General features: G+C 37.1%; 18 protein-coding genes. 7 read left to right on the forward strand and 11 right to left on the reverse strand.

Annotated features, from left to right (window positions below):
- Positions 1 to 396 (forward strand): Kae1-associated kinase Bud32 (locus BP861_RS05625; protein WP_292373405.1); only part of this gene is annotated, 396 nt, incomplete at its 5' end.
- Entirely contained in the window at positions 389 to 952 is a 564-nt protein-coding gene (locus BP861_RS05630) for an XTP/dITP diphosphatase (protein WP_292373407.1), read from the forward strand. The genes BP861_RS05625 and BP861_RS05630, both read left to right, overlap by 8 nt.
- A gap of 162 nt (positions 953 to 1,114) precedes the next feature.
- Here the strand turns inward: BP861_RS05630 and BP861_RS05635 are convergent, their stop codons facing one another.
- The 3 genes from BP861_RS05635 to BP861_RS05645 form a co-directional block, all read right to left on the reverse strand.
- On the reverse strand, positions 1,115 to 1,492 hold the full coding sequence (locus BP861_RS05635) for a hypothetical protein (protein ID WP_292373409.1): 378 nt from the start codon (positions 1,490 to 1,492) through the stop codon (positions 1,115 to 1,117).
- A gap of 264 nt (positions 1,493 to 1,756) precedes the next feature.
- The gene (locus BP861_RS05640; protein ID WP_292373412.1) at positions 1,757 to 2,584 is read right to left on the reverse strand and encodes a cyclase family protein; all 828 of its coding nucleotides are present in this window, start codon (positions 2,582 to 2,584) and stop codon (positions 1,757 to 1,759) included.
- Between the two features lie 9 nt (positions 2,585 to 2,593).
- A complete protein-coding gene (locus BP861_RS05645) occupies positions 2,594 to 2,779 on the reverse strand; it encodes a 4Fe-4S binding protein (RefSeq protein WP_048109012.1) in 186 nt (61 codons plus the stop codon).
- Positions 2,780 to 2,911: 132 nt separating this feature from the next.
- Between BP861_RS05645 and BP861_RS05650 the strand changes: the two genes are divergently transcribed.
- Both BP861_RS05650 and BP861_RS05655 read left to right on the forward strand, forming a co-directional pair.
- Complete coding sequence (locus BP861_RS05650) at positions 2,912 to 3,973, forward strand: radical SAM protein (protein WP_292373415.1); 1,062 nt, start codon at positions 2,912 to 2,914, stop codon at positions 3,971 to 3,973.
- 103 nt (positions 3,974 to 4,076) lie between these two features.
- Positions 4,077 to 4,661, forward strand: coding sequence for a metal-dependent hydrolase (locus tag BP861_RS05655; protein WP_292373417.1), 585 nt, complete (start codon positions 4,077 to 4,079; stop codon positions 4,659 to 4,661).
- Positions 4,662 to 4,671: 10 nt separating this feature from the next.
- Here the strand turns inward: BP861_RS05655 and BP861_RS05660 are convergent, their stop codons facing one another.
- The 7 genes from BP861_RS05660 to BP861_RS05690 form a co-directional block, all read right to left on the reverse strand.
- Positions 4,672 to 5,226: an acyltransferase gene (locus BP861_RS05660; protein WP_349681001.1), complete on the reverse strand. Its 555-nt coding sequence runs from the start codon at positions 5,224 to 5,226 to the stop codon at positions 4,672 to 4,674.
- A 250-nt stretch (positions 5,227 to 5,476) separates the two neighbouring features.
- Entirely contained in the window at positions 5,477 to 6,610 is a 1,134-nt protein-coding gene (locus tag BP861_RS05665; RefSeq protein ID WP_292373421.1) for a DUF362 domain-containing protein, read from the reverse strand.
- Between the two features lie 160 nt (positions 6,611 to 6,770).
- Complete coding sequence (gene nadE / locus BP861_RS05670; RefSeq protein ID WP_292373423.1) at positions 6,771 to 7,763, reverse strand: NAD(+) synthase; 993 nt, start codon at positions 7,761 to 7,763, stop codon at positions 6,771 to 6,773.
- Positions 7,764 to 7,854: 91 nt separating this feature from the next.
- The gene (locus BP861_RS05675) at positions 7,855 to 8,892 is read right to left on the reverse strand and encodes a hypothetical protein (protein ID WP_292373425.1); all 1,038 of its coding nucleotides are present in this window, start codon (positions 8,890 to 8,892) and stop codon (positions 7,855 to 7,857) included.
- Complete coding sequence (locus BP861_RS05680; protein WP_292373427.1) at positions 8,873 to 10,351, reverse strand: class I adenylate-forming enzyme family protein; 1,479 nt, start codon at positions 10,349 to 10,351, stop codon at positions 8,873 to 8,875. The genes BP861_RS05675 and BP861_RS05680 overlap by 20 nt, the downstream gene beginning before the upstream one ends.
- 6 nt (positions 10,352 to 10,357) lie before the next feature.
- The gene (locus BP861_RS05685; protein WP_292373429.1) at positions 10,358 to 10,603 is read right to left on the reverse strand and encodes an acyl carrier protein; all 246 of its coding nucleotides are present in this window, start codon (positions 10,601 to 10,603) and stop codon (positions 10,358 to 10,360) included.
- Between the two features lie 331 nt (positions 10,604 to 10,934).
- Positions 10,935 to 11,612 (reverse strand): 4'-phosphopantetheinyl transferase family protein, encoded by a 678-nt coding sequence (locus BP861_RS05690; protein WP_292373431.1) that lies wholly within the window; start codon positions 11,610 to 11,612, stop codon positions 10,935 to 10,937.
- A 596-nt stretch (positions 11,613 to 12,208) separates the two neighbouring features.
- On the opposite strand from BP861_RS05690, the gene BP861_RS05695 reads away from it, so the two are divergent.
- From BP861_RS05695 to BP861_RS05705, 3 genes are all read left to right on the forward strand, one after another.
- Complete coding sequence (locus BP861_RS05695) at positions 12,209 to 12,478, forward strand: DUF2551 domain-containing protein (RefSeq protein WP_292373433.1); 270 nt, start codon at positions 12,209 to 12,211, stop codon at positions 12,476 to 12,478.
- Between the two features lie 745 nt (positions 12,479 to 13,223).
- Entirely contained in the window at positions 13,224 to 14,093 is an 870-nt protein-coding gene (locus BP861_RS05700; RefSeq protein ID WP_292373435.1) for a CPBP family intramembrane glutamic endopeptidase, read from the forward strand.
- Between the two features lie 618 nt (positions 14,094 to 14,711).
- Positions 14,712 to 16,004, forward strand: a complete 1,293-nt coding sequence (locus tag BP861_RS05705) for a flippase (protein WP_292373466.1) — start codon at positions 14,712 to 14,714, stop codon at positions 16,002 to 16,004.
- Positions 16,005 to 16,256: 252 nt separating this feature from the next.
- Here BP861_RS05705 and BP861_RS05710 read toward each other — a convergent pair whose 3' ends face one another.
- Complete coding sequence (locus tag BP861_RS05710) at positions 16,257 to 18,230, reverse strand: hypothetical protein (protein WP_292373437.1); 1,974 nt, start codon at positions 18,228 to 18,230, stop codon at positions 16,257 to 16,259.
- Between the last annotated feature and the right edge of the window lie 239 nt (positions 18,231 to 18,469).

The following is an 18,469-nucleotide window of genomic DNA, read 5'->3' on the forward strand; positions in this document are numbered from 1 at the left end:
ATTATCTATGACGTGGAAGATTTCAAGCTCAAGATGCAGTATATCGATGGCGTTCCCATAAAATACCTGGTAACTCCTGAGCTTTCCGAAAAAGTAGGAGAACTTGTAGGAAAACTCCACAGTGCGGGTATAATCCATGGTGACCTTACGACCTCAAACCTCCTTCTTGCAGGCGAGAGGCTTTATCTCCTTGACTTCGGGCTTGCGTATTTTGACAAAGGCCTCGAGTCCAGAGGGGTAGATGTCCATGTGCTTTTCCAGACCTTTGAGAGTACCCACCGCAATCATGAAGCCCTGATCAAAGCCTTCAAAAAAGGATACCAGAGCACTTTTATAGATTCAGAGGATGTACTCAAGCGCGTTGAAGAGATAAAAAAGAGGGCTCGTTATGCATAAGATCGTATTTGTTACAGGAAACAAAGGCAAATTTGCCGAGGTAAGGGACATCCTCAAGACTTTCGGAATTGAAGTAATACAGGACAAAAACGGCTACCCTGAACTTCAGGAGGACGACCTTGAGCCCATTGCAGCCTATGGGGCACAGCATGTCGCAAATAAACTTAATATGCCTGTAATGGTAGACGATTCCGGGATTTTCATAAAAGCTTTAAACGGCTTTCCAGGCCCTTACTCTCGTTTTGTAGAGGACAGACTCGGAAACCTGAAAGTGCTTAAGCTTATGGAAGGGGAAGTCAACAGAACAGCGTATTTTAAAACTGTTATCGGATATTGTGAGCCCGGAAAAGAGCCTCTGGTTTTTCCAGGTATAGTTGAAGGAAAAATCGCGTATGAAGAGAGAGGCACAGGTGGTTTTGGGTATGACCCTATTTTCGAGTACCAGGGCATGACCTTCGGGGAACTTGGAGACGCTGAAAAAAATAAGGTCTCCCACAGGCGCAGGGCTATTGACAGTTTTCTGGAATGGTACAAGGGTGAACTTGAAAAACTCTGAAAGGAAGGTTTGACAGTAAGATTTGGCAGCAAGACTTAACAGTGAAATTTTACAGCACGTATGAAATTAAGATGTAAAAGTAAGACGTAATAAACTGCGATCGCAAAAGAACTGCTTGGAAAGGATTGTTTATATCAATCCTTCCCTCTTTCCCACGCTTCTTCATTCTTTCAGTTTATTTTTAAGTAGACCAAGGGCTACACTGAGCTGGTTCAGACCCAATTTCAGGGCGATAGTGATAATTTTGTTATTTGAAATATTGCCGAACTCTCGTTTGATTGCAAATAAATCCATAATACACTGCTGGTCCAGAACGAGTGGCCCATCAAGAATCTCTTTTGAGGCAGGCTGTTCTTTTGAGCTTGGGCCCAGCTTTTGACCTTTAAACTCAACTTTCCTTGACTCTATTTCTAATCTACTTTCCGGTTTTGCAGTGCCTCCTGAAGCCTCAGGCGCTTCTGGCTCTTCCCCGTAAAGGCATTCCATTTGCTGGAGACAGTGAGTCAGGCAAACACTTTTAATAAATTCTTCAACTTCCATACCACTGATGCCTGCATATTTCTTTATTTCGGTAAGTTGCTCTTCCGTAAAAGGTATACAGAGCAGGTTTTCAGTACTCTCTTCTTCTATCCCAAACCCTCCATGTACTTTTTTATTGGTCTTGATCTTCTATATTTTTATCTTTTGGTAATCTTTTCTTCTTTATTGTTTATGTTTTAATCTATTCTTTATCCTTCAAGTTTTCCTTTTTCTTTAATATCTTCAAGGCTTGTTTGTTAGTCAAAGACAATATCTGTTAATTTATCAAGAGTAAGAAATCAATAAGGCTCTTGCAGGTGCACCGTCGCAGTTCTCAATTTTGAGGGGAAGACAGAGGAAGAAATAGGTTCCGGTTTCTACGGAACTAAGTTCAAGACATTCTACTATATTCACATTACCTGAAAAAAGGATGTGATGAGCAGGTAAAGTTTCGGAATAAGGATTATCCACGGAAAAGCCATCAGTCCCAATCGTCTTGAAACCTTTTTCAACAATCCAAGCTGCTCCGCTTTCGTCAAGGTATGCAGGGCTGGATTCTTCCTTCTCGGGTTCCATGTCCTGAGAACCTGACTTTGCGCTAGAGGGACTAACCTCACCTGCAATTTCATGTTTTCGGGAAAAATCTTCTGTTTTCAGAAGGAGGATCTGGATATTTTCAGGAGCTCCTATACTCCGGAAGGTCTTTTCAAGAATGTTAGCAGTCAGTTCGCCTGATAGTGAAGAAAAATCGAGAATAAGAGCCTTGCCCATGAGGTTTTTGAGTTCCAGTTTGTCAACAGTCCGGCCATTTTTCAGAATATGAGATGGAGCGTCGACATGGGTGCCGGTATGACTTCCAAAACTTAACTTTGAGACCACACAGCCTTCTTCTTCAAGAGTACAGACCTTCTCAATTGCAGGTATCGGGTCTCCAGGATAAATCCGTGTAAAAGAAGAAATCGGAGTTGTAATATCTATTATTTTTCCATGAGCTATGAGTTTTTCCATATCAACCTCAACTTCTTCCACGCTAACAGGCATTCCTTTCACATCAATTGGAATTTCTTCCACTCTAACCGAACTTTCTTTAATGTCAACCGGAGTCTTTTCCACCCTAACACCTTATTCCATATAGATAATTGACCTGTTAGTACACTCGTCTATGCACTTCATGCAAAGGGTACATTTTTTGGGGTCAATTTTCGCAAGCTCGTTTTCCTCATAAATTGCGCCCACAGGACAGACATCTTTGCATTTTCCGCACCTTTTGCAGCCGAAAACTACGACGTATCCATTTTGTTCTGACATTAATGGACCTTTAGCACCTTATGATATATCATTTTTTGAGTAAAGCCCTTTCTTTATAAGTGTGTCTCCATACTTTCATTTGGAGACCAAAAACAAGCCTTATATATAACAAAAGAATATGCAGGTTCAGGTATGGAAAAGTTCACTGAAGACGAAACCGGCTCCTTTTACAGTTATCTTTCGAAAGGGTGCAGACTTTGCCAGGAAGGCGCCAAAATGGTCCTTTTCGTAACAGGTCTCTGCCCCAAGAGCTGCTTTTACTGCCCGCTTTCGGATGAAAGGCGAGGAAAAGATCTCGTTTTTGCAAATGAGATGTCTATAAACAGCGATGAGGATTTACTTAAAGAAGCCGAGCTCATGAATGCTCTTGGAACAGGAATTACAGGCGGAGAGCCCTTGCTGAGGCTCGAAAGAGTTCTGCACTACATCCGAGTGCTCAAGGCTTCTTTTGGAAAAGAACACCATATCCATCTTTATACTTCTATGGCTCCTGGCAGGCAGATTCTTGAAAAGCTCGCAGATGCAGGCCTTGATGAAATTCGTTTACATCCGCCGCAGAAGTGCTGGAATGATCTTAATAACAGTCAATACGCAGATGCCCTGCAATATGCAAAAGAGCTTGGAATCGAAGCCGGAATCGAGGTTCCTGCCCTTGAAGGAGCGGAAAAGGTTGCAGCTTTTGCAGAAGAAATAGACGTTTTCCTTAACTTGAATGAACTGGAATTCTCAGATAATAACTCCGAAGCCCTATTAAAAAATGGCTTTTGCCTTGAGTCTGACACGTCCAACGCAGCCGCAGGATCCTGTAAATTTGCCGGGATTGCCTTCCAGGCATGTAAAAAAGTCCATTTTTGTTCTTCAACCTATAAGGACGCAGTGCAGCTCCGCAAAAGGTTTCAGCGGATTGCAAAGAATACAGCAAGAGATTTTGACGAAATCACGGAAGACGGTACTCTGGTATATGGGGTTATTGAAGAGGGAGACCAGGAACTTGCAGAAAAAACTCTGAAGAACATGGAAATCCCTTCCGAGCTATTTGAAATAAAAAACGGGAAAATCGAGATCGCCTGGTGGGTGCTTGAAGAGTTAAAAGAAGGCATTAAAGAAGAGTTGAAAGCTTCCGGATCAAGGCTTATTATTATTGAAAGATACCCATTCGAAGACGGAATGCTTGTCGAGCTAATTCCTCTTTAAGGTGAGCTTGGGACGAATCTTAAAAAATATTAAATAGTTTGAGGGTCAACTCGGATATAACTTTAAAACTATCTTTACCTTTAGAAATTATAAGTGTTTCCTTATGCCCTACCCGGTTGTACACGTGTTATTTTTCGTACTATGTATCAGTGCAGTAGCTGTCTATGCTGCTGCCAGATCGCTTTTTCGAGGAGAGCTCTCTCTTAAGAGTTCAACGCATTTACTATTCCTGTTGTTCGTAGGTGGTATATGTTCTTTATTTCCGGACATTGTGGTCATTCACAGCCTGCTAGTAAACGGTACTATGGAGCATTGCTGGGCCGGCCCGATTCCAACACATTCGCTTTTATTCAGTCTTCCCGCAGTCCTGTTTGGGATTATTGCAGGATATTTTAAATACAGAGAGTCTGGTAGGGCAATGTATCTCGGACTTCTTGCAGAGGCTGCGTTTTCTTCTCACCTATTGCTGGATGATATCAGCGAAGGCGGCTGCGAATACCTTTATCCCTTATATGTAAACAAAATCAGTCTATTTTCAATGATGGACGTAAGTTTTCGGGGAACTGGGATCTTCCATTACCTGACAGCATCTTTTATATCTGTCTTTTTCATTTGCTTAGTAATAATGATGGCACTTTTTGCCCTGAGTAAATACGGTTTTGAACTAAGATACAAACTAGAAAAATAATTATAAAAATTTAAAATCGGGTTTGAAGTTCACCTACTCCTTCAAGTTTTTTAACCACTTTGGCAGGATAACCCAGAGCAAGACTATTTGGAGAAATATCGCGGTTAACTACGGATCCGATGCCTATTATTGAGTTATCCCCTATTTCAACCCCCTGCGTGATTATACATCCCGGATTCACAGAGACTCCACGTCCTATTTTTATGGGAGACATAGTTCTCGGATATGCCTGTCTGGTAGTCAAACTTCCTCTCGTATGTGCAGATAAGATGCACCTATCCCCGATTTCAGAATAATCTCCTACAGTAATTAATTCTGGATGTATCCTATCAAAAACTACGTCATAACCGACATATACATTTTTCCCAATATTTACACCCCGCATCCTATGTAGTTTAGCCCTCCAAGAAGGAACAGGAATGCTTGAGGCAAGTCTTTCCAAAATCCAATTTTTAAAGTATTTAATGCCAAACAGAAGTTTGTTACTGTGGTAATGATCCGCAATTTCGCAAAAAGTTACCTGATCTCTATTAGACACTACAGTAGTCATGCTAATACCCCCCATTTCCTTATCAAATTGTTTTATATGATTTACTATTAAATTTTTGTACTATTCCTCTACCAAATCTTTTTTCTACTATTTTTTCTATTAAATTGTTTTAGAATTATTTTTCCATTGGCGTTTTATTTGCTAAATTAACTTATGCAGTTAATGCTTAATTAATTTTAACATGATATTCTGCCGAATACGCTTATTTCCGGGATGCTTGATAAATAGACTTTTAGACAACTCTTCTGTTAACTGCAACCTCCCATTAACTTTTGCTTCTACTTACAAGCTCCATAAGCAGTGATTTTTTTATTTCTATCGCATCGTTAGGGCAAAGTTCGCGACAGCAATAACAGTGAATACATTTTTCTTCGTTAATTTTGAGTGTTCTGTCTATTTCTTCAATGGCATGCGCCGAACAATTCGAAAAGCAGGCTTTGCAAAGTGCACATTTTGAAGCGTTAATTATGGGCCTTACAGCTAACTGCTTTCGCATAATTTTCATAAGAAAAGCTGGTATGTAAGCCGTGATTCCGCCTTCAGGGGTTTTGAACCTGACCTTTACCTTTTCCAGAGGTGTCCCTATAATTTCGGGATGCTTGGTTCCAAAGCCTCTTTCAAGTGCAGCTATATTTGTAGGGACCTTTAAAGAATCGATTCCTATAAGCTCAGAGGCTACAATATCCAGGGATACGCAGTCATAACTTGCCATAATCACGCCTGCAAAAACAGGTATACCATTGGATGGGCCATTTCCTTCCATTCCAATTACCCCGTCCATAACTGCAAGCCGAGGTTTGACGACAGAATATATATCGACAACTGCCTCTCCAAAACGGTGGCGATCTTCTAGAAAATGAGCTTGTTTTCGGGTTTTCTGAGGTACAGTGCCAAAGAAATTTTTGACTGCCCCTGTATAAAGTGTGAGTTCATGGGTCTTGAGCTTTGGAAGAGAGATTATTACATCTGCTTCAAGTACGGCTTTTGAGATATGCAAATGAGAAAACTGCTTTGCGCCTGGAACCTCAACTTCAACAAAACCTGAGGTCTCAAAATTGATAAGCTCAACTCCTTGATCGGATGCAACATCCTCAATGCCAGACTCTTTAAGTGCCTGCGAAGTGGCAGTAGATCCGGGTTTTACAATGCCAGATCCGTCGCCTATTACCGGAATACCTCCTGCTTCTGAGACTAGTTCGCACATTGCGGATACTATTGCCGGATGAGTGGTAACAGCATCCTCTGGCGGTCTGATAGCAAGCACATTGGGTTTGAGAAGCACTCGGCTGCCAGGAACTATAATCTTATCAAGCCCACCTATCAAATTCAATGCTTCTTTTATCTTTTCTTTAGCATTTGAGTAATCCTGGCATTGAACAATTGAGACCCTGGTATTCATAATCGCACTTTTGAGTTAGTTACTAAGTTCATTTTTTTCTCACAATGATATTATGTGGCAGCACCCTGTCAGAAAGGCTTCTAGCAGTTTACAGGCAGGTGTTTGCTGAAGGCAAAACCTAATTTAACCACTATATTTTGTTTACAGGCATCTGCGAAGTTTACCTGTTAATATAGCAAATCGGAGGCACGGATCGAACATATTCCGTAGCATCTCTTACTCTATTGATATGCCTCTGAGTTTTTTCTATTTTCTCTCTGGACATTCCTGTGTTCTTTTCAATTATCTGGAGAGGTAATTGGTGTTCCTGGGCATACAATAACTGGTCCAGAATCTGAATTGGCATGCGCCAGTAGAACTCCTCGTCGGTTGTGTAATTGCTCCATGTATCCGCACTTGGAGGACGTTTTATTATCTCTTCGTTAACATTGAGCAGCTTCCCCAGAGCATAGACCTGGATCTTATAGCAGTCAGCCAAAGGTTCAAGATCTGCGCCCCCGTCCCCATATTTAACAAACTGGCCAAGGGCCAGTTCAGTTTTGTTAGTTGTACCACAGACTGCGTAGTTCAATTTTTCGGCGTACATATACTGGACTATCATTCTGGATCTTTGCTTGACATTCTGCAGCCCTATCAGTTCCAGATAGTCATTTGCTCTTAATCTGCATCTAGCAACGGTTTCGCCATCTTTTATCAACCGAATATAAGGAACATTTAATAGTCCCTGGTTAAGGAAGTCAGGCAGTACCAGAGATGTTTTATGTATTTTGGGATCATACTCAGGGAAGTTTCTCTTTATAAGTTGTTCTTTCTGATCATAGATATTCAATGATTTCAGGATAGGAGAAATGGGAACTTCCTCATATGACACACCAAGGCTTTTACAGATTTCTGTTCCCAGGATCTTGCTGGAAGGAGATGATTCTTCTTCAGGAAGGATGAGTCCATACACGTTTTCTTTTCCAAGTTCCTGTACACACAGGGCAAGTGCTACAGCTGAGTCAATTCCTCCCGAGACTCCTATAACCACTCCTTTTTTCTTAAAGCCCTTCACTTGATCTCTAATAAAACCCCTGAGCTTTAAAGCTATATTCTCAATGTTCCCATTGAGCTCTTCTATTATATTCATGCCCAGTTCTTCTGCAACCTGCATTATATTACCCCCGGAATAATTAAACTATTAAAATTAGATCGGTTTATAATTAGCTTTAGTAGACTATTTCAGCATATTATTTATCTCAAAATCAAACTTTTACGAGTAACTTTTGTGAGCTCTTTACTTTCAGTTTAAGCTTTCTTGCGGCTTCTTCTATTAATGGCTGTGGCAGTTCCTGGTTAATTTTTTCAAATCCTTCTTCCCTTGACATTTCCCCGCTTCGGACAAGCCCTGCTACGTCAAAGGCATAAGGATGAAATCCATACTTCTCAAGATGGTTGTAACAAGCAAAGGAATTCAATGTACAGTTGGTTGAATTGCTGTCATTAATTCCCGGAAGTTCCCACCCAATTTCCAGCAGGGTCTCAAGCACTTTCTCTTCACTGTAATCCCACAGGCACAACGGGTGCAGAATACTCGGCACGTTCTCACCTATGTTCTCAAGAAATTCTCTTCTCAGGAGGAATAATTCGTCCTTATCTTCGATGCCTATTTTCTGAAGCTGTTTCTCAAATAAGCTTCTGGACCACTGAATGAAATTTACCGATAGGTTGATTATGGGGTTGGGAGATTGTCCGGCTGTAAAGGCAAATATGACGAAAGGTGCTTTTTGAAGAATAGCCTGCTCTATCAACTTTTGTTTAATGATAGTGATGCAAACGTTACATATGTCACTCGCTCTATATTTGGCGAATTTCGGAAATGCATCGTATGATTCCGCAGCTTTTCGGAATGTATCATATAGAATTTCCTTATCCATTGTCAACTGGAAATAATCGCACCCTGTGATCTTGCACATTTTTTTGGCATTTTTAATTGCGTTTTCTGAAGTGAATCCATTATCAAACTGTACAGCCAGTATCTTAAGGAAAGGATAGTCTTTTTTGAGTTTGTAAAGCGTGTATGACGAATCTTTCCCACCCGAAAGTGCATAAATTACATCGTAGTTGCCCTTTCCTCTGTATTGATTAAAAAGTTCTTCAATTCTTGTCAGATACTCATTCTTTTCCTGTACAGTAAGAGGAGTATATGTTTCACAAAAATGACAGAGGCCAGTGTCCTCATTTATTTGTATGCCTGGAATATCGGAGTCCAGAACACATTTCTTACATACTAGCTTTGACATGGTGATATTCCTCTATAATGGATCGATTGGATATTTTCCCGTTCTCGCTCAAAGGAAGATGGTCGACGAATATTATTTCTCTTGGATATAAGTAGCCTGGAAGGCTCTTTCGACAGAACGCAAATAGCTTTTCAATTTCTGTCTCTGCTGTAGGTATGACCATGAGGCTAATTGCAGTTCCCATAAGTTCATGGTGAATAGGTACGACAAAAACCTTCGATACCTCATTATTTTCCTCTATACTTCTCTCAATTTCTCTTGGGTTAACTCGATGATCGCCAATTTTTATAAGGTCATCTCTGCGTCCCAGTAGTCTGATATATTCATTGGGCAACTTCTGTGCAAGGTCACCTGTATGCAGCCAGCTGTTTATAATTCTTTTTTCAGTGGCGATTTCATCGTCCAGGTAACCCAACATAATATTATCTCCGGCGGCAACCAGCTCCCCCGTGATATTAGTTTTTGCTGGCCTGTTCTCGGAATCAAAGACATCAAGTAAAACCCCTGGAATTGCTTTTCCTATAGTGTCAACAAACTCATCCACGTCCTCGGCTGGCAGGTAGGCAAGCCTTGCCGTAGCTTCAGTCTGCCCATACATCGGTAGAATTTCCAGATCTGGAGCTAATTCCCTTATGTCTTTTACAATAGTCCGCTCCATTCCTCCGCCTGCCGATGCAGCGGTTCTAACGTTTGAAAAGGCCTTTTTGAATCTCTCCGGATACTTGAGGAGTATACGGTAAGTACTGGGTACTCCATAGAATAAGGATACATCTGACCTTATAAGGTTGAAAACCGAGTCTATGAAATTCATATTTCCAACCCTGACTGAGCCGCCAGCCATCAGATGGGAGTTAATTATAGAATTTCCAAAAGCGTGGTGTGGAGATATTACCAGTGCTCCTTTATCTCCGGAAGTTATCCTAAGTATCTTTATTATTGACTCTGCGTTTGCTACCAGATTTCGGTCACTTAACATGACTCCTTTTGGGATGCCCGTCGTGCCTGAAGTGTAAAGGACCAGCCTCAGTTCTGGATTATTCTTTTCGGTTTCAATCTTCTTATGAAAAACCTCTTCTGAATTGTTGCTGGAAATAACTATTACAGTTCCAAAACGTTCAAAAAAGTCCTCTTCAAATCTTGAGTATTGTGTATCGGTTGCAATGATATTGTTTACATGGGCAGCATCAAGGATCTTTTCAAGACTGAATTTAGGAAATTCTATTGGTAGAGGGATTGCGATGTTAGCCGATCGGTACACCGCCATAAGAATTTTTATATACTGTATTCCTGACTCTGCCAGTATCGCAAATCGGCAATGGTTAAAATCCATTAAAGGTGAAGCAATATCATTTATATCATTGTCAAGGCAGCTATATGAAATTGAACTTTTACCTTCTTCCAACGCAATACTTTGAGGAGTTTTTCTGGCGTACTCAGTGATATACGCATCAATTCGCATACATTTTCACTTCGCCAGTTTTGTTATCATATTAGTAATTCCCTGCAACGAATCAAAGTTTTCCGGTGTCAGCATATCCTCAGGAATCTCTATAGAATATTTTCCACAGATATAGTCCATAAGTTCAAGCAGACCAATGGAATCTATAATGCCGTTTTGAGTGAGAGAATCATCATCTTCCAAACTGCTGTTATTGTCCATAAAAGAGTTAGCCTTCAAGTAATTGACTATATCATTCTTTATCTGTTCCATGTATAATTACCCCCTGTGTTTTAGTTTAGCGGACCAATGATCATGAATAAAGCATTTCTGCCCACAATAACGTGAGTCTCCAGTGGTAATTATGTAATACAACTATATAAATAATTTGAGTAACTTAGTGGCTGACAAAAGCCCTGACAGAGACGAAATTTGAGTAAAATCAATATGATGTACCTGATTCACTGGATAATTCAATTTTTCTTACCTATTAAATATATCCGATATGCTAACAAGATAATTGGATATTCATATGCACATAGATAAGACCGAAAAACTTAGAATAGATGTATAATTTTAAGCTTTAGATTTTTATTGAAAATCTTTAGTCCCAATTGCAGTCGATTTTTTGAAGGCGATTTATATCGATAATATGCGAATCCGAATGGGTTACAATGGAGAATATATATTTCTTGTCTAAAACATAAGTCGAATGGCTAATACAGCTGAGGTCCAGTTCTTTATTAAAAATAAGATGCATGTTTTTATTTGAAAACTTTGAATAGGCTTCTTTCAAAGTCCATACTTTTAAAAAATCAGTTCCAGTTTCGATTTCATCCCTGAGTGAAGGTTTTATACTCATGTTCTTCAAATTACTTTTAAAAACCATCTTTCTCAAAATCTCTATATCAATACCAACCTCAACCTTTGAGATTGCAAGGGCTGCAAGGTTCTCGGTATATGATATACAAATATACAGCTCTTTGTGATTAAGGATGCAGACCTTCCCATATCTGTCTTTATATGTGGATATTCCAAAAGTGGATCTTTCATTAGTAATATTGCATAGAATGTGTTTTAAAATCGTTCTGGAGATAATATACCTTTTCTTAAAATAATTTGTCTGTAACTTCTCGAAAGATTCCAGTTCTATCCTATTGAGGTAACTTGTATTGAACATAGCATAATTATCCAGATCAATAAGGAAAATAAGAACATCACTCTGTTGCCACAAATGAGGAATAGACTCAAGGGAGACGGGAGAAGGTAATGTTATATTCATTGCACATGCAGTCCACTTACATTATGTTACATCTTTGTATAAAAATTCATTGTTTTCTAATTACTGGTAATCGGCTGAACAAGGGACTGAAAGGGTAAAACCAAGAATAACTTCTGCTTCTTTCACCTCAAGCTTGTCGGAGAAATACTCTAGAGTTGCTAAATATGGTTCAGGTGTGGTGGAATTCTAGCTTTCTATATGATACACCTTTGTCATTTATGCTAAAATTTATATATCTAAATTTAGTATGAATAGTTCTTACTTCTTCAACATACTTTACAATTCTCGAACTTTCTTGAACGTTGAGGTTGGAGGATTTTAATCTGCAAAGAATGTGGATTATTTTACTGATAACAGTGTGCTAAAAACTCTGTGTTAATATTAAATTTATATTTTATATAAATAATACAAAAAAGCAATCCTAAAATATATAAACGATAAGGATATAGGGTATTCGTTCCTTAGCGCCCCTACTAAGAGGTTGCATGTCTTCTATAACTAAAAATAGTGGGCAATATAATGCTAAATCAATATAATTCAATCATTAACTGAGGTGTCCGAAACTGCAAACTGCGGAAGAAAGGGTAAGAGCGAGATTGATTAAGTATCTCGGCAGGGATGAAAACGGGATACGCAAGGTTGTGCTCAATCTCTTCCTGACCGGAGACAAGTTCACCACCGGTGAAGTTTACGATTACCTGGATAAAGGAAATTTTGAAGTAAGCTACCGTGGAGTCTCGGCTATGGTCGGGCTTATGAACACAAGGCTCGGGATTCTGAGCATAAATGTCACTGGAGATCACAACGTCTATTCCCTTAAAGAAAATTATAAAAATATTGTCGGCTCCGTGCTTGAAAACTACTGAGCCACATTTATTGTTATCCGTTTTTAGTTGATAATTTTCTAATTATTTATCTGTTTTACTGAAACCGCGAAAAGAATGAAGTAACCAAGGCTTTGAATCTTGCTTTGGTATATTCTGATTTACTTATAGTAAAAACTGAATAGGTTGAAAATCTGAAGGTTTTCAAAATCTAATCAGAGAAGACACTGTTCTTATTGCATACTAATTTTTGCTACATCACTTAATTGGCTCTTATTTATTTAGGAAAGAGTGACATAGTCTCTTAACTGATATTAAATACTCTCATGTATGAAATATAAGTAATCTAATTATTCTAGGTAGTTTCTTTCATGCAATCAAATAAATTCTATTCTAATATCCGAAATAGGACTCTGATTTTAAAGAGAGCTATCATGAAGAGAGTCCGAAAACTTCCTTTTTCAAGTACTTATGTGTTAAGAGAAGCCTAGAACGTGAGATAACACAAAGATTCTCAAAATCATAGGTAATTCCTGCAAGGTAGGTGTCCACAACCTACAACAGAAGCAAAAAGTATAAAAAGTTGTAGGAGTTATTGGAATAGTACCTAAACATAAGAGCACCAGATAACTAAAAATCTAAATTTAGTAAATGTATAACTGAATACTAATTTATTTGCAGTAATACGTCTATCGTTTTCTGATATTTAAAGAATGAGATCAAAAAAATTCCCTTTGTAGAGTAATATGTACTTTTATATCTGGGCATTTAACTTTAAGGTGAAATTATGGAGAAGCTAAATTTGACAACCTGTATCGAAGAAGTCAAATTTTTTAAAAAATTAGTAGAAAACCCAGAAGTAAAAAATCCGAAAAAATCAATATTTCTGAGAAAAAAAGCTTTTACAAGTATTATCCTTCTTCTAATCTTCCTTCCAGAACTTTTGATTTACTCTGGAAAAATTGAAGATGCGCTATTTTTATATGCGGGTATACTAGCAGTTTTATCTCTTATTTCCATATTCTTAAAAGATCAAGAAATCTGCAATGTCTGTCAAGCTTTGTTGCTACTTCCAATCCTTCGTTTTATTAACTTCTCAATACCTGTCTTCTCTGAAGTCATCCTTCTCTCCTTTGTATTTATTTATGCTTCAATGATAATTCCTATAACCATTCTTGCAATTAATCAGAAATTTACATATAATCAACTAGGACTGAAATCCAAAAAAATAATATGTTATTTCTTACTCTCGATTTTCATTGGCCTCATTTTAGGACAGATAGAATACTCTATCATACCGGCAACTCAGCTTATCCCAGATCTTTCTATTATAAATATCTTAAAACTCACAATCGTAATGATCCTCTTTGTCGGAGTTATAGAAGAAATCGTATTCAGGTCGATCCTCCAGACAAGACTTGAGGAAATCTATGGATCTTGGAGTGGTCTGATCTTTGCAAGCTTAATCTTCGGACTCATGAACTCCGGTTGCGGAAATCTATATAAAATTTTCTACGCCTTTTTTGTAGGACTTTTAATTGGATATTTGTTCCAAAAAACAAGAAGTCTTCCTCTTATTGCAATGACGCATGGCTTCATAAATATATTTGCCTTCGGAATCATCCCACATATAAAGTCTGAGTTTGTTTTATTCTAATATGGTCTTAAATTTGAAAAAAATAAGTGCTCTGGAAGTCAACTAATGATTAATAAAATCAAAAGAAGTAACGTTAAAAGTTTATAATTCAATAAATTTTTATTTATAAAGCTGGGATCTGATGCATACAACCATAATATCATACAATACATCGTCATATAGTACAACATTAATAGGCACTAAATGTTATCTTCCTGAATATTATTATTTAGCTTTAGTCGAGTTGGGTTTACTTCTAAGTTTTAAATACGTGCTTTCAGAGTCAAATCTCTGGCAGGAGTTTCTAAAAAGCTCTTTAAATATGGGAATTTTTCCATTGTATTTATCCTTTGGTTGGATAGTTATCTGTAGTTTTTTTACTTGACATTACAAAATTAACTCACGGAAGAAGAAAGCCTGAAAACTGTTTTTGGATATTTGTTGTTTTATGTGGGTTGAAATAATTATTCTTCAATAAAACTATGACCTCCATAAGAAGCATCTATAATAAGGGAAAATAGTTGAACCAACAGAGTTAAGTTTTTTATCCGTTGAGCGATTATATGTATAAACTTTCAAAGGATTATTTTTTAACTTTTCAAGGTTAAATCTATGTTCCAGCTGAAATTAAATAAAAACATGAAGAATTTTCAGTGGTCGCTCATCAGTCTTATCACAGCTTCTTTTATACATCTAATGCTAAGAATTATGCTTGGTAAGGAGATAGGGCCATCAGGACTTGGTATTTATACATTGATCTTTACTATTTACATGCTTGGCATGCAGTTTGCAGGATTCGGGATTGGTTCAGCTCTAACCAAATACATTGCTGAATATCGCGATAACCTTTCAGAGATAAAAGAATTTATTTCAGCAGGAATTCTTGGATCCATAGTAAGCGGATCTGTTATGGGCGTATTTTTATACATTTTATCCAATATAATCTCTACTCTATTCTTCCACAATCCTTCTATGATAAATCTTTTAAAATTTACAGCACTCTGCTTTCCATTCATAGCCGTTCAGAAAGCTGTCATCGGGAGTTTAAATGGCCTGATGGATATGAAACGGTACGCCATTATGAACATTACCCAGAGTATATCTATACTCATTTTTACCGTCTTTTTTGTACATTCACTGGATATGAATGTTAGGGGTGCAGTACTTGGCTTTGTTATTCCCACAATACTGGTGGGTTTGGTCTCTCCTATATTTATCCGAAATTACCTCAAGGTAACTCCAAAGTTTGCGAATAAGATTCTCAAAGAGTTTTCTTTGTTTGGATTCTATGTTGTCCTTACAAACTCCATCGGAATTATTAGCACAGAGATTGACAGCTTAATGATTGGTTATTTTATGAATGCAACAGATGTTGGATATTATGCGGTTGCTATCATATTTATCCAAGGATTAACGCTAATTCCAGATGCAATTCAGAGAGTAACAACACCTTTGATCGCGACATTTTACGGAAAAAGAGATATCGAGAGCATAAGGAGTCTAATAAAAGAAACAGTGACCAAAGTTGTCTTTATTATATTATTTATCGATTTAATAATGATTATTTTTGGTAAGACTTTAATCAGAATAATATTCACAGATGAGTTTATTCCTGCATATCCTCCTTTGTTGATACTGTTAATAGGATATTCTATCTATGCAGCGTATGTATCTATAGGAACTTGCCTTGCAAGTATTGGAAAAGTTCAGATTATATTTAAGATAAGTGTCATATGTGCAGGATTGAATACAATCCTGAATGTTATATTAATTTCAAAATTTGGCCTTATTGGAGCTGCATGTGCCACATCTGCTTCATTGGTGTTCACAACTTTGACAAATATGTATTTTGTAAATAAATATACGTCTAAAAAATACTTGGGAATACCTGACAGTAATATTAAGTCCTACCATACACCTTTGGTTAAATGAGGAATCTAAAGAATTTTTCCGTTTTTACAACAGATCATAAAAATAATATAAAATATAACGTTAGTGTATCTGTTATAGATAGCATTCATGCAAGAGATTAATTAACAGATAACTTCTTTCTGATTTTAACCAAAAAGTTCGTGTATCTTTTAGTATCTCAACTTATCAATTATTTATATATTAAATAATGAAAATACTAAATCTACGTTGATGCTACACGAAGTCAGCTCTAAAAACTATATCTGTTGAAATTTATCTATTATTAACTCCTAAGTACTCTTTAGCTTCTCCACTGTTATATATCGCATGATAGTTATTGTCGAGGTTATGTTTAAAATCAGATCCAAGTAGCATATCCGGACTTTCATAAGGTTTAACCTGCACAGGTCTGTCTAAACTTGTTTTTCTCCAAGTTAATACTTTGTTTCCCATATACTCCCAATCTAAAACTCCTCTCGGGGTTAGTAAATACGTCGCTACATTATCTCTCTTTAAGTATGTTATGAATATATTCTCAGTTGTCTGTAAATCTGAGACAATGATATCATCGGAAGAACTATTAATATTTGCAAACATTTCCATTTCAGATTCAGTCCAAATCATTTTTTGGTTGAGATTTTTTCCGTAAACGGGTGAATCCATATCTGTAACAGAGTTCGTTATCATGAAAAATGAAAATAGTATTAGCAGCATCGAGATAAAAATAACTTTGTGACATCTATATTTAAAAATGGTGCTAATTTTGAATATTCCAATTCCGGAAAACAATACAAAAGTCGTGTATATAAAAGCCGGCCATCTATATGGTAATATATTACGGATCCCCATCACAGGAAATATAAAAAAGATTGAAAAGAGTACAACGAGCATGAAGATTAAAGAGACTTTAGTTTTAGTTTGATGTTCTTTTGATAAACTGTGCAGGCTTCCAATAACTCCAAAAAAGATCAAAATAAGAAAACCAAGGATATCAAGGATCGAGAACCAGGAGTCTCCTACATTCGAGACTGGTCCCCTTCCCAAGAAATCAGCGTCCATTGATAATGAGTTGATCAGTACTGTTGTTATTCCTTTTAAAAAAGGATATTTTGGATCCGTCCAGTGACAGGTCAATATTAATAAAAAAAATGTAAAAAGAGTATTATTTACTCTTAGTTTGGCATAATTGCATTTATTTGCATATAAACGCTCATAAATGAAAGATCCTATGTATAACGAAATTAGTGATACTATACAAATAAATGATGACACTGTATGAGTCCAAGTTATGATACATATAGCTAAAATTGTTAATATTTTATATATTGGGGTTATTTTCTCATTTTGCTCAATTAAAAGATAGATTGTCATCGCGTATATTGCAATTCCAAAACTCATAGCTATTATTTGAATGCTCCATTGGATATGGAAATCTGAAAAATTTATGAGTAACATTGAAAACAATGCAAGAGGAATACTATTTGTAATTTTTTTAACAATTATATATATAAAAATAGTACTAATTGTAAGAACCATTCCTATGATAAACATTGCATCTTTTGTAGTCAGGTTTCCAATAAGGCCTGAGATGGATGCATAGAGGTGCATCAAAGGATAATTACTATAATATTCACTTATCTGGGGTAAATAAATAGTCCCGTAAATGGAGATTCCTTTTATCAAATCTGCGTGTCTCCATGGATCGGAACCAACCGGATAGGGTGATATAAAATAAGCACTGAATCTAAGAATAAGTGATAGTATAAGTATTTTCGAAATCAAAGCATAGAGTTGAATGTCTTTTTCATAGGTGCGCGACAGAATTTCCAGTCCTAATGAACTGACAGCGAGTGATATACTGAAAAAGAATATTGCAGGACGGTGGTAGGGTTTTGCTTGATAGTAGCTTATTAATGCTATTAAAATACAAACCCAGTAAATAGTTTGGATAATTTTCAGTGCCCGATTATTAAGGTACATATTTAGGTCTATGCTATTGGCTAACAATTTGCTTCGATATTTTAGATGCAGAAGAGATGCAATTGTAACAAGAGGTCCTATTGTGATAAGGTAATTATTGCTATAGATCAAATTCAAGAAGGTTATTATTAGTCCTAATATCGTCCCAAGAATCGCAAAAATTACATCAATAGTGGAGAAGCTTGAAATTTTAATTTTGACCGCAATTAATGCCGAAATAATCAAAGTCAATAATATGATTATTGGCGCGATCTCTATAAATAACATCAAAAATTCCCCTTATCGTTTATTAAATGATCAGAATCAATTCATTAGAGTAGTATGCCTAATTTTCAGTAAAATTTGCTTAATATCCAAATTTCGTTGTTAACTACTGTTCCACTGTATACCTGGTTTCATAATAACCTTCATTGCCTGAAACTGGTGTAAATAAGGAGCTTCTCATTGGTCTCTGGTAAAAGAATTTTCTTTCCTGAGTATTATTCCGGGACAACAATTAACCTATC

The organism is Methanosarcina sp. UBA411 (genome assembly GCF_002495725.1).
Lineage (GTDB): Archaea > Halobacteriota > Methanosarcinia > Methanosarcinales > Methanosarcinaceae > Methanosarcina.